This window comes from Thioalkalivibrio sp. ALMg3 (assembly GCF_000381225.1).
Lineage (GTDB): Bacteria > Pseudomonadota > Gammaproteobacteria > Ectothiorhodospirales > Ectothiorhodospiraceae > Thioalkalivibrio > Thioalkalivibrio versutus.
In genome coordinates this window covers 20001-31781 of the sequence record NZ_KB906222.1, presented here as the reverse complement: position 1 = coordinate 31781, position 11781 = coordinate 20001, and the positions used below count along the sequence as shown (strand labels likewise).

Sequence of the window (11781 nt, the reverse complement as noted above, 5' to 3'; positions counted from 1 at the left end):
TGTTTGCTTATTCGTATTGGTTTAGTGGCCCCAAAAGGGTGCTGATGCACCGGGCGGCGGCCTCGGGGTCGGGCGCGGCGCTGATGCCCTGGATCACGGCGAGAAGGTCTGCCCCGGCCGCGACGACCTCGGGGGCGTTCGCCGCCGTGATCCCGCCGATCGCACAGATCGGCAGCTCCAGTGTGGTGCGTGCCTCGCGCAGCAGCTCGAGATCCGCGCGTGCCGCGTCGGGCTTGGTCGGGGAGGGGAACACGGAACCGAAGGCCACATAGCTCGCGCCGGCCAACTGTGCCGAGCGGGCTCGTTCGAGTTCGTTGTAGCACGAGACGCCGACCACCGCGCCGGGGCCGAGCCGCGCGCGGGCCGCGACCGGGTCCGGGTCGTCACGCCCGAGGTGCACGCCATCGGCCTCGACGCCCGCGGCCAGCTCGGTGTCGTCGTTGATGATGCACAGCGCGCCGTGCGCATGCGCGAGGGCGACCAGTTCGCGGGCGATGGTCTCGCGTGCGGTGCCTGCGAGGGTCTTGTCGCGGAACTGGATCAGGCGCGCACCGCCACGCAGCGCAGCCTTGGCATTGGCGAGGTGTGTGGCGCGTGGGTTCGCGTCCTCCGGGACCGCCGGGGTGATGAAATAGAGCCCGCGCAGGCGGGGGGTATGCTCAGTCGCCATGTGGGCACAGCCGGTTGGGGACGTGCTGGCCGTGGCCGGGGGCGTAGCCCCGTGCGACGGCGTCGTTCATGAAGGCCTGGGCCTCGATCACCGCCGGCTCCAGGTCACGGCCGCGCGCCAGGAAGGCGGCGATCGCCGCAGCCAGGGTGCAGCCGGAGCCGTGGAAGCCGGCCGGATGGCGCGGCAGCTCGAAGGCGCGCATGTGCCCGTCCTCGCGGTACAGGCGGTTGATGATGGGGTCCTGATCGCCGCCTTCGTGGCCGCCGGTGACCAGCACGTTGCGCGCGCCCCGTTCGCGCAGCCGTTGGCCCCACTGGGTGGCATCGTCGGTTCGGGCCAGGCGAGCGGCCTCCGGTCCGTTGGGCGTGATCAGGGTGGCGCGTGGCAGCAGGGCCTCGCGGGTCGCGTCCACCACGGCTTCGGTCGCGAGCGCCCCGCCGCCGCCGGCGACCATCACCGGGTCCAGCACCACCGGGATGTGCGGGTGCTCGGCCAGCAGCGCCGCGACAATTTTTACGTTTTCCACTGAGCCCAGCATGCCGATCTTGATTGCGGCGACGGCAAGATCGGCCAGGGTGACCTCGATCTGGGCGCGCAGCTGTTCCGCAGACAGCACGCTGAAGTCCAACACGTTGCGGGTGTCCTGCACGGTGATCGCGGTCACGGCCGTACCCCCGTGTACGCCGAGGCGGGTAAAGGTGGTCAGATCGGCCTGCAGGCCGGCGCCGCCACCGGGGTCGGAGCCGGCAATGGTCAGCGCGATCGGGGGATGATTCATGAATGGGGGCTCCCGTGCTAAGGTTGCGCGCGCCCCGGCACCCCCGGGGCGTTCTTGTTCCGCATCCCGGGAGTGTACGCAGCATGAGCAGCGAGTTCGAAGTCGAGTCCCTCCGTCCCCTGGTCGTCGCCGCCGAAGCGGGTGGCACGCTGAACGCAGAGGTCGATCAGGCCCTGGCCGCGCTGGAGCAGGAGTTGAACCGGCTCGCCGGCGAGTTGCAGGTGGAATACGTGGGCCCCGCCGTGGGCATGGCGGACATGCAGGCCGAGCATGTCTATCGGCTGGTCATTCGTCAGCACGAGATCGATGTGACCCGCCACGAGTGGAGCCTGTGGGTCTGCGATGCACTGGATAACTGCGACTTCCGCGCGACCTGGCCGGTGACCGGCGCCGCGCGCCTGCGCCGTAAGCAGGTGGTGGCCGTGGTGCCGGAATTGGTTGCCGGCTATCGCGATGCGGTCGCGGCGGCCGGCAAGGCGGATACCCCTGCGGGGCAGCGCCTTGCCCAGATCGCCAGCGTCTTCAGCTGACGCCGTCGCCCAGGGAGACGCTAATCCATTCGCACGTCCGCGCTCGAGTCGAGTTTACTCGCTGACAAGGCGCGGTGAGCGAAGTGTAGCCGAGCTACATGAGCGAGCCGCAACGCCGTCAGCGGGGCCGAATCCAGAAGGCAAAGGTGGCCGAGCCCTCAAGGGGTTGGCGCCCCATTTTCCCCGATCCAGCGTTGCGCCGCTTGACCGTAGAGTGGCTACGGCACTGCGCACCGCACCTTGTCTCGGGAAAATGGGGCGCCAACGCGGACGTGCAAATGGATCAGCGGCTCCCTAGCGCAACGAGATGACTGGCCAGCCTTGGTTGTGAGCGTGCGCGGCAAGGGTCGGGTCCGGGTCCACTGCGACGGGGTGCCCCACACGTTCCAGTAGCGGGATGTCGTTGCGCGAGTCGCTGTAGAAACTGGCCTGCGCGATGCTGTCCTCGGGATCCGGATGATCCGCGAGGTACTGGCGCAGGCGTTCGATCTTGCCTGCCTGGAAGCAGGGCACCCCGGTCAGTTCGCCGGTAAATTCTCGGTCCTCGCCCTCCTCCGCCAGGGTCGCGATCAGGTGGTCCACGCCCAGCAGGTCGGCAATCGGCTGGGTGACGAACTGGTTGGTCGCGGTGATGATGACCAGCTCGTCACCGGCCTCGCGGTGTCGGGCCAGCAGGGGCGGGGCGCCGGGGGCGATCATTGGCCGGATCAGCGTGTCGATGAAGCGCTCCCTCCAGGCCTCGAGCTGCGCGCGCGGGTGTTCGGCCAGCGGGCTGAAGGCGAAGCGGCAGAATTCGTGGATGTCGAGGGTGCCCGCCACATACTCCTGGTAGAAGCGGTCATTGGTCTCGGCGTGACAGGTCGGGTGGACGGCGCCCACCTCTGCCAGGAACTCGTTCCAGGCGTGATCGCTGTCGCCGGCGAGCAGGGTGTTGTCGAGGTCGAACAGGGCCAGGGCCATGAGGGTGCTCTCGGGTTGGCTTGGATCGGACGCGAGTGTACCGGCGGGCGTCGTCGGCTGCAGCCACAGGCCCCTTTTGGGGCCGGCACCGGAGGCATGGTAGGGGCTTTGCCGCCGGGGCACCGGCTGTGGAACAATGCCAGTAATAGAGAAGCGTCTGGCTGATGCAAGTGATTGATTGTGACGGGTATCGCGCAAACGTAGGCATCATCCTGTGCAACGCGGAACAGCAGCTGTTCTGGGGCAAGCGGGTCGGGCAGGCGGCCTGGCAGTTTCCCCAGGGGGGCGTGCATGCGGAAGAAACGCCCGAGGAGGCGATGTTTCGCGAGCTGCACGAGGAGACGGGCCTGTTCCCCCGGCACGTCGAGGTGCTGGGCAGTACCCGCCATTGGCTGCGCTACCGCCTGCCGGAGCGCATGGTCCGGCGCCATCAACGCCCGGTCTGTATCGGCCAGAAACAGCGCTGGTTCCTGCTGCGCATGGTCGGAGACGAGAGCGACGTGGTGCTGGATGCGATGGAAACCCCGGAATTCGATGATTGGCGCTGGATCGACTACTGGCGTCCGGCACGCGAGGTCGTGCACTTCAAGCGCCAGGTCTATCGCCGTGCGCTGTGCGAGCTGGTGCCGCTGATGTTCCCGGAACTCGAACAGGCGCGCGCGCGACGTTCTGGCCGCCGTGGCCCGGCCCAGCCCCAGCCCCGTTCGCCGGTGTCCTCGCGTTGACGGTCCCGAAGCAGCCCTCGATGCTCGAGGTCCTGCGCCGTGTGGTGCAGGAAGTGAACGGTGCCGCGGATTTCTTCGAAGCGCTGCATATCATCGTTACGCGGGTGAAGGCGGCGCTGGAGATCGATGTCTGTTCGATCTACCTGAAGTCGCCGCAGTCGGGGCGCCTGGTGCTGATGGCCTCGGAGGGTCTGCGCGAGGAGTCCATCGGGCAGGTCGAGATGGATCCGTCGGAGGGTCTGGTGGGTCTGGTCGCCTCGCGGGCCGAGCCGGTCAACCTTGACAGCGCTCAGGACCACCCGCGTTTTCGTTATTTCCCGGAGACCGGCGAGGAACACTTCCTCGCGTTTCTGGGGGTCCCGATCATCCACCAGCGCAGCCTGCTGGGCGTACTGGTCGTGCAGCAGCACCAGGCGCGCAAGTTTGATGACGAGCATGTCTCCTTCCTGATCACCCTGGCGGCGCAGCTGGCCGGGGCGATCGCCTATGCCGAGTTCAACGACGAGATCTCCTCCGAGACCCCGCTGATCGGGCATGTGAACGTCGAGGCCACCGGCATTGCCGGCTCGCCGGGCGTGGCCATTGGCCGGGCCGTGGTGGCCTACCGCCTGGCGGACATGGACTCCATCCCGGATCGCGAAGGCGCCGGGGTGGATCACGAACTGGAGCATTTCGGGCAGGCGGTGGCGGAGACCCGCACCGAGATCGAGGACCTGAAGCAGCGCATGGGCGAGGCCCTGGGGCCGGACGAGCAGGTGCTGTTCGATGCCTACCTGATGCTGCTGGGTTCCGACTCTCTGGTGCACAAGACCCAGACGCGCATTCGTAATGGGCAGTGGGCCCCGGCGGCTTTGCGCGACACGGTGCGTGAGAGCGTGCGGGTATTCGAGGATATGGAGGACCCGTACCTGCGCGAGCGGGCGGCGGATGTGCGCGATCTGGGTCGCCGCGTGCTGTCGCACCTGCTGCCGGCCGATCGCAGCCAGGACGAGTTTCCCGATGGCGGCATCCTGGTCGGGGATGACCTGACCGCCTCGCATCTTGCGGAGGTTCCGATCGAGCGGTTGGGGGCCATGGTCTCGGCCAAGGGCACGGGTTCTTCGCACATCGCGATCCTGGCGCGGGCGCTCAACATCCCGGCGGTGATGGGCGTGTCCGAGCTCCCGGTGGGGCGCCTGGAAGGGCGCGAGATCCTGGTTGATGGTTATCGCGGGCGGCTGTTCGTGAACCCCAACGCCGAGCTGCGCGTGGAGTTCGAGCGCCTGGTGCGCGAGGAGCGCGAGCTGGCGGAGGACCTGCGTGCGCTGGCCAAGGACCCGGCCGAGACCCGCGATGGCGTCGCGGTGCCGGTGCTCGCGAACTCGGGGTTGCTGGCGGACATCAAGCCGTCGCTGGAGTCCGGGGCCGAGGGGGTCGGGCTGTACCGCACCGAGGTCCCGTTCATGATCCGCGACCGCTTCCCCGGCGAGGAGGAGCAGGTCCAGCTCTACGAGCAGGTGCTGGCATCTTTCGATCCGATGCCGGTGACCCTGCGCACCCTGGATATCGGCGGCGACAAGGCCCTGCCATATTTCCCGGTGAAGGAGGACAACCCGTTCCTCGGCTGGCGCGGGATCCGTATCTCGCTGGACCACCCGGAGATCTTCCTGACCCAGTTGCGGGCGATGCTCAAGGCGAGTCGCTCCCACGACAACCTGCAGATCCTGTTCCCGATGATCTCGGCGCTGGACGAGCTGAAGGGGGCGATGACCCTGCTCAACCGGGCGCGCGAAGAGTTGCTGGACGAGGGTTTCCGCATCCCGATGCCGCGCATCGGGGTGATGGTCGAGGTGCCGGCGGCGGTGTACATGTCGGAGATGCTCGCGCGGCGGGTGGACTTCCTGTCCGTGGGTACCAACGACCTGGTGCAGTACCTGCTGGCGGTGGACCGCAACAACGCCCGCGTGGCGCATCTCTATGACACCCTGCACCCGGCCTGCATCCACGCGCTGGAGACGATTACCGACGGCTCGCACCGGGCGGGCAAGCCGGTCAGTGTCTGCGGGGAAATGGCAGCCGACCCGGCCGCGGTGATCCTGCTGCTGGGGATGGGGATCGACAGCCTGAGCGTCAGCGTGTCCTCGATCCCGCGGGTGAAGTGGGTGATCCGCAGTTTCTCCACCGACCGCGCCGAGGCCTTGCTGGCGCAGTGCCGGCTGCTGGAGAACGCCGATCAGATCCGGTCGCTGCTGAACAATGCCCTGGTCCAGGCCGGACTGGGCGGGCTGGTGCGCGCCGGCAAGACCTGACCGCGGCGCTCACCCGTGGCCGGCAGGGGGGGGGCAAGGGGCGCAGCTCAGGTGCGGCGTGCCCGCCACTGTGCGATCAGCGCACTCAGCAGGAAGATCCCCAGTACCACGCCGATGGCGATGAGCGCATCCACGATGGAGCGGTTGACCACCAGCACGACCACGCCCACCAGGATCGGGACCGGGATCTCGTTGAACCAGCGATACCAGGTGTGATCGCGTCGGTTCAGGTCATCGCGGAAGTCGTGCACGATCTTGCCGCACCAGACGTGATAGGCCACCAGGACGGCAATCAGCGTCAGCTTGAAGTGCATCCACGGCTCGGCCAGATAGAACGAGCGATCCACCAGCATGATCACGCCGAAAAGGATGGTGATCAGCGCGCCGGGGGTCATGATCCCGTAGAACAGCTTGCGCTCCATCACCTTGAAGCGCTCGTGACCGAGGGCGTCCTCGGTCATCGCGTGATAGACGAACAGGCGCGGTAGATAGAACAGCCCGGCGAACCAGGTGACCATGAAGATCACGTGCAGGCTGAGGAACCAGTTATAGGCTTGCATGGAGGTCCTTCTCGGAAGCGGGTGCGGTGTCGCTGCGCGGGGCGGCTCAGGAGAGCCAGCGTTCCAGGTGGCGTTCGATCTGTTCGAAGTCCGGGTCGCCCAGCTTCTGGTAGACGATGCGGCCGTTTGGCGAGATCAGGAAGGTAGTCGGCGTCAGGCGCACGCCGCCATAGGCCTGTGAAAAGGCGTCGTCGCTGTCGTGGATGACCTTGTAGGGCATCCCGCGGTCCTCGCGCATGGCCTCCACGCGGTTGATCGGGTCGTAGGACAGCGCGACCGCCAGCAGCTCGAAGCCCTTGTCGGCGTAGGTGTCGTGCAGGTGGATCAGTTCCGGGATCTCGCGGATGCAGGACGGGCAGTTGGTTGCCCAGAAGGAGATCATCACCGGCCGGCCCTCGTAGTCTTCCAGGGCCACCGGCTCGCCGTCCAGGGTGGTGGCGGCGAAGGCGGGTGCCGGGCGCATGCCGTCGTCGGTCAACCAGATGGTCGCGGCGACGGCGACCAGCGCGATGATGAAGATGCCTCCGAAGATGGCCTTGCGGTCGATCCTGACTTTGCTCATAGGGGTGTGATCCGTTGATCGAATAGCCTGCATTTGTGGACTGGCCGAAACCGCGTGCGTTCCGTGGTTCCGGCCAAGGCGGTATCATGCCGCAGCATGACGAATGCAACCAACAGCAAACCCATCCGCATCGGGGTTGTCGGGGCCACCGGCTACACCGGAGTGGAACTCCTGCGCCTGCTGGCGCGGCATCCCGCGGCCGATCTTCAGGTGGTGACCTCGCGCGGCGAGGCGGGCACGCCCGTGGCGGATTTGTTCCCCAGCCTGCGCGGCGCGGTGGATGCCGTCTTCCAGGCCCCGGACGAGGCGACCCTGGGCGAGTGCGACGTGGTCTTTTTCGCCACCCCGCACGGGGTGGCCCACGGACTGGCTGCGCCGCTGCTTGAGCGGGGCGCGCGCATCATCGATCTGTCGGCGGATTTCCGTATCCGTGATCCCGAGTTGTGGGCGCAGTGGTACGGACAGGCGCATGGTGCGCCGCAGTATCTGGGCGAGGCCGTGTACGGCCTGCCCGAACTGAACCGGGCGCAGATCCGTGATGCGCGACTGATCGCGGTGCCGGGTTGCTATCCCACGGCGGTGTCGCTGGCGGTGCTGCCTCTGCTGGAGGCCGGTCTGGTCGATCCCGCGGACGTGATCGCGGATGCCAAGAGCGGTGTCAGCGGGGCCGGGCGCAAGGCGCAAATCGGTGGGCTTTTCGCCGAGGTGCAGGAGGACTTTCGTGCCTATGCCAGTGGCGGGCATCGGCATTGGCCGGAGATCCACCAGACGCTCAGTGGCGTGGCCGGGCGGTCGGTAGGACTGATCTTCCAGCCGCATCTGGTGCCGATGACGCGCGGGATTCACGCGACGCTCTATCTGCGCCCGCAGGTGGCGGACGCGGACTGGCAGGCCTGTTTCGAGCAGCGCTATTGCGACGAGCCGTTCGTGGATGTGATGCCGCCGGGGGCTCATCCGCAAACGGCCAGCGTGCGCGGTACCAATCTTTGTCGCATTGCGCTGGCGCAACCGCCGCACTCCGGACGGCTGATGGTGCTGTCGGTGATCGACAACCTGGTGAAGGGCGCGGCCGGGCAGGCCGTGCAGAACATGAACCTGATGTTCGGCCAGGCCGAGACAGCCGGTCTGGACGGGCTGTCGGTTTTCCCCTGATGTCCTGGCCTGCCACATGACTACGGGTGTCCCGCGTCCACGTCTGCCCCGGATTCCGCGCATTCCCGCGCGGCGGCGCAGCGGGTCGGGACGCCGCGGCGGGTGGTGGCGCGCGGGGCTGCTGATGCTGATCCTGGTGTTGGTGGCGGGCGGAGCCTGGCTGGTGGAGAACTGGCGCGAGGACATACGGGACACGGTCGATGCGCAACGCGGTATCGAGGGCCTGCGGGATGACCTGGAGCAGGCGCTCGCCGCGCGCCAGGCTGCCGAGGAGGCGCGCCGCCACGCCGAGCAGCAGCTGGAAATGAAGACCGCGGAGCTTGCGGCCTTCTCCGGCGATATCGAGCGCCAGGAGGCCGAGTTGCTGGAGTTGCGCGAGGAGCTGGCGTTTTATCGGCGGCTTGCGGAGGGCGCGGGTGCAGATGCCCTGGGCATCCGGTCGCTGCAGTTGCAGCGCACGGGGCAGTCGGGCGTGTTTGATGTCGTGTTCCAGCTCTACCGCCCGGGGTTGAGTCGTTCGGTGGATTTGCGCTGGGCGCTGGAGGTCGAAGGCTATGCGACGGGGGAAGAGGCGCTGTCCACCCTGGAGACCGATGCGCTGGGGCTGGAGAACGATCGCCTGGTCGAGGGGTTTCGGTTGTTGCGCAATCAGCGCGCCCGGATCCATCTTCCGGAGGGCTTCGAGCCGGTAGGGTTGACGCTGAGGGCGAGCGCCGCGAACGACGAGGATCTTGAACCGGTTTCGGAATGGGCCGACTGGGATCGCCTGCTGGAGAGTACGCAATGATGGGACGCAAACGAGGCCGCCGCGCGCGGAAAGTGGATACCCTGGTGGGGCGCCATACAGTGGTCCACGGGGATATCGAGTTTGGAGGCGGGCTGCATATCGAAGGCCGCGTGATCGGGGATATCCGGGCCGCGACCGATTCGTCGGCCGTTCTGGTAGTCGCGGGTGGGGGCGTGGTCGAGGGCCATGTCGCGGTTCCGCACCTGCTGATGAACGGCGAGGTGCGTGGCGATGTCCATGTGGGAGAGCACGTGGAGCTTGGCGAGACGGCCCGTCTGGCCGGTAACCTCTACTACACCGTGCTGCAAATGGCAGAGGGCGCGCAGATCGACGGCTTGCTCAAGCGGGTGGAGCATCCCCTCGAGGGCGAGCTGGAGGGGACGGGCGAGACCCAGGCCCTGACCAATCCCACGGAAGATGAGCATTCTTGACTCCGGGGCTCAGTCTTCCGTAGCGTGAATGAAAATGATTATTACAGGAGGCCCCGAATGTCCGAGCCCATGACGTCCGAAGCGGAACTGGACATCGAAATGCCCAGCCCGTTGATCTTTACCGATGCCGCGGCCACCAAGGTGAAGGGGCTGATCGAGGAAGAGAACAACGACAACCTCAAGCTGCGCGTATTCGTCAGCGGGGGCGGTTGTTCCGGCTTTCAGTACGGCTTCACCTTCGACGAGACCGTCGGCGATGGCGACACCCTCGTGGAGAATGGTGGGGTGACCCTGCTGATCGACCCGATGAGCTTCCAGTATCTGGCGGGTGCCGAGATCGACTACAGCGAAGGTCTTGAGGGCGCGCAGTTCGTGATCCGCAATCCGAATGCCACCACGACCTGCGGCTGCGGTTCCAGCTTCTCGGTCTAGAGAGACGCTGACAAGCGGTTAAGAAAGGGCCCGATCCGGGGATTCCGGATCGGGCCCTTTTTTGTTCAGGGTCGGGGTTAATGGCCCCCGGGTGTCCGGGGACCGCCGGGGATGATGCAGCCGAGTACGCGTGGGCCGCGCGCGCCGGTCACTTCCGGCAGGTTGCCGGGTTCGCCGGCCAGGGTTCGCGCGGCCAGCCAGGCAAAGGCGGCACCCTCCACCTGCTGTGGGGGGACCCCATGGCGTTCGGTGGTCTCCACCAGGGTCGCGGGCAGGGCCTTGGCGAGGCGCTTCATCAGGTGGCGGTTGTGCGCGCCGCCGCCGCACACCAGCAAGCGGGCGGGCGGCTGCATGTGCAGATGCTCCAGCGCGTGCCGCACGCCCTCCACGGTCAGTTCTGCCAGGGTGGCCTGAATGTCCTCGGGCCGGGCTCGGTCCAGGCGGTCGCCAGCCCCGGCACGCAGCCAGGCCGGCGAAAAGTATTCGGGCCCGGTGCTTTTTGGCGGAGGGCGCTGGAAGAACGAATCCTGGAGCAGCCGGGTCAGCAGTTCGGGGTCGGGCGTGCCGCTGCGGGCCCATGCGCCGTCATGATCGAACGGCGTCTGATGGTGACGCCGATTCCAGTCGTCCATCAGCGTATTCGCCGGGCCGCAGTCGAAGCCGATCACGGGCTGACCCGGCTGCAGCCAGGTGATGTTGGCGATGCCGCCTAGATTGAGGACTGCGCGGGTCTCGTCCGTGGATCCGAACTGCGTCGCGTGAAAGCCGCAGGCCAGTGGTGCCCCCTCGCCGCCGGCAGCAATATCGCGCGGCCGGAACTGCGCCACGGTGTCGATGCCGGTGGCCTCTGCGATGCGGAAGGGATCGCCGATCTGCCAGGTGAAGGGCGGATCGGCGTCGGGGGCGTGGTGTACGGTCTGGCCGTGACTGCCGATCGCCCGGATCGCGGTCGGCGCCAGACCGGTCTGGTCCAGCAGGGCTTGCACGGTACGGGCGAACAGCATGCCGAGCCGCGCATCCAGCGCGCCCAGGTGCCGGTAGCGCAGGGTTTCAGTGGTGGCCGCCGTCGCCAGCTCCTGGGCGAGGTCGTCGGGGTACCCCAGCTGGCAGTGATCCACCACGCGTACCGGCCCGGTCTCGCGGATCTCTGTCAGCACGGCGTCCACGCCGTCCCGGCTGGTGCCGGACATCAGCCCGATAAAGCGTTCCGTCATAGTGGTGATCCTCGCGCGCGCATTACATGGGTCGGCGTCCATTCTGGACCACCGCGGCATTTCGCGTCCGTTCGGGGGTCGCGGTATCCTTGCGCGCGACCGGCCAGCCCGGCCGGTCTCTGATCTCGACCAAGGGGCGTCATGGAACTCGAAGACCAGCTGGCCGTTATTCGTCGCGGCACCGATGAAATCCTGCTCGAGGACGATCTTGTCGAGCGCCTCAAGAGTGGCCGCCCCCTCCGGGTGAAGGCGGGATTCGATCCCACCGCCCCGGACCTGCATCTGGGGCACACGGTGCTGATCAACAAGCTGCGCCAGCTCCAGGACCTGGGGCACCACATCCTGTTCCTGATTGGCGATTTCACCGGCCGTATTGGTGATCCCTCGGGCAAGAACGCCACGCGTCCGCCGCTGTCCGCCGAGGATATCGAGCGCAACGCCGCAACCTACCGCGAGCAGGTATTCCGCATTCTTGACCCTGAGCGGACCGAGGTCGTCTTCAATTCCACCTGGATGGAGCCGCTAGGGGCCGCAGGCATGGTCCAGCTCGCCTCGCGCCAGACCGTGGCGCGCATGCTCGAGCGCGACGACTTTCACAAGCGTTACACCCAGCATCAGCCGATCGCGATCCACGAATTCCTCTATCCACTCATCCAGGGCTACGACTCGGTGGCGCTGAAGGCCGATATCGA

14 protein-coding genes (1 of these 14 cut by a window edge) are annotated in these 11781 nt (G+C 67.1%); 8 read left to right on the top strand and 6 right to left on the bottom strand.

Annotated features, from left to right (window positions below; genetic code table 11):
* Positions 1-7: 7 nt before the first annotated feature.
* Entirely contained in the window at positions 8-670 is a 663-nt protein-coding gene (gene thiE, locus F622_RS0105680) for a thiamine phosphate synthase (RefSeq protein ID WP_019571478.1), read from the bottom strand.
* Positions 660-1448, bottom strand: a complete 789-nt coding sequence (gene thiD / locus F622_RS0105675) for a bifunctional hydroxymethylpyrimidine kinase/phosphomethylpyrimidine kinase (protein WP_019571477.1) — start codon at positions 1446-1448, stop codon at positions 660-662. The genes thiE and thiD overlap by 11 nt, the downstream gene beginning before the upstream one ends.
* A gap of 83 nt (positions 1449-1531) precedes the next feature.
* Between thiD and F622_RS0105670 the strand changes: the two genes are divergently transcribed.
* Positions 1532-1978, top strand: a complete 447-nt coding sequence (locus F622_RS0105670) for a hypothetical protein (RefSeq protein WP_019571476.1) — start codon at positions 1532-1534, stop codon at positions 1976-1978.
* Between the two features lie 294 nt (positions 1979-2272).
* On the opposite strand, the gene F622_RS0105665 is transcribed toward F622_RS0105670, so the two are convergent.
* On the bottom strand, positions 2273-2938 hold the full coding sequence (locus tag F622_RS0105665) for an HAD family phosphatase (RefSeq protein WP_019571475.1): 666 nt from the start codon (positions 2936-2938) through the stop codon (positions 2273-2275).
* 164 nt (positions 2939-3102) lie between these two features.
* On the opposite strand from F622_RS0105665, the gene F622_RS0105660 reads away from it, so the two are divergent.
* Both F622_RS0105660 and ptsP read left to right on the top strand, forming a co-directional pair.
* On the top strand, positions 3103-3663 hold the full coding sequence (locus F622_RS0105660) for an RNA pyrophosphohydrolase (RefSeq protein ID WP_018169060.1): 561 nt from the start codon (positions 3103-3105) through the stop codon (positions 3661-3663).
* Positions 3664-3683: 20 nt separating this feature from the next.
* Entirely contained in the window at positions 3684-5951 is a 2268-nt protein-coding gene (gene ptsP, locus F622_RS0105655; RefSeq protein ID WP_018145288.1) for a phosphoenolpyruvate--protein phosphotransferase, read from the top strand.
* Positions 5952-5998: 47 nt separating this feature from the next.
* Here the strand turns inward: ptsP and F622_RS0105650 are convergent, their stop codons facing one another.
* Both F622_RS0105650 and F622_RS0105645 read right to left on the bottom strand, forming a co-directional pair.
* Entirely contained in the window at positions 5999-6511 is a 513-nt protein-coding gene (locus tag F622_RS0105650) for a CopD family protein (protein WP_019571474.1), read from the bottom strand.
* A 46-nt stretch (positions 6512-6557) separates the two neighbouring features.
* Entirely contained in the window at positions 6558-7073 is a 516-nt protein-coding gene (locus F622_RS0105645; protein WP_018145290.1) for a peroxiredoxin, read from the bottom strand.
* A gap of 96 nt (positions 7074-7169) precedes the next feature.
* On the opposite strand from F622_RS0105645, the gene argC reads away from it, so the two are divergent.
* From argC to erpA, 4 genes are all read left to right on the top strand, one after another.
* A complete protein-coding gene (argC, locus tag F622_RS0105640) occupies positions 7170-8225 on the top strand; it encodes an N-acetyl-gamma-glutamyl-phosphate reductase (protein ID WP_019571473.1) in 1056 nt (351 codons plus the stop codon).
* A gap of 124 nt (positions 8226-8349) precedes the next feature.
* Entirely contained in the window at positions 8350-9012 is a 663-nt protein-coding gene (locus F622_RS0105635) for a DUF6776 family protein (RefSeq protein ID WP_018175875.1), read from the top strand.
* A complete protein-coding gene (locus F622_RS0105630; RefSeq protein ID WP_018145293.1) occupies positions 9009-9443 on the top strand; it encodes a polymer-forming cytoskeletal protein in 435 nt (144 codons plus the stop codon). Before F622_RS0105635 ends, F622_RS0105630 begins: the two co-directional genes overlap by 4 nt.
* Positions 9444-9500: 57 nt before the next feature.
* A complete protein-coding gene (gene erpA, locus F622_RS0105625) occupies positions 9501-9875 on the top strand; it encodes an iron-sulfur cluster insertion protein ErpA (protein WP_018145294.1) in 375 nt (124 codons plus the stop codon).
* Between the two features lie 77 nt (positions 9876-9952).
* Here erpA and F622_RS0105620 read toward each other — a convergent pair whose 3' ends face one another.
* The gene (locus F622_RS0105620; protein ID WP_018649668.1) at positions 9953-11089 is read right to left on the bottom strand and encodes an anhydro-N-acetylmuramic acid kinase; all 1137 of its coding nucleotides are present in this window, start codon (positions 11087-11089) and stop codon (positions 9953-9955) included.
* Positions 11090-11230: 141 nt separating this feature from the next.
* On the opposite strand from F622_RS0105620, the gene tyrS reads away from it, so the two are divergent.
* A protein-coding gene (tyrS, locus tag F622_RS0105615) for a tyrosine--tRNA ligase (protein WP_018169066.1) crosses the window boundary here: on the top strand, positions 11231-11781 show its start. The gene runs 655 nt beyond the window's last position; only the first 551 of its 1206 coding nucleotides appear in the window; the start codon lies at positions 11231-11233; its stop codon lies off the right edge, out of view.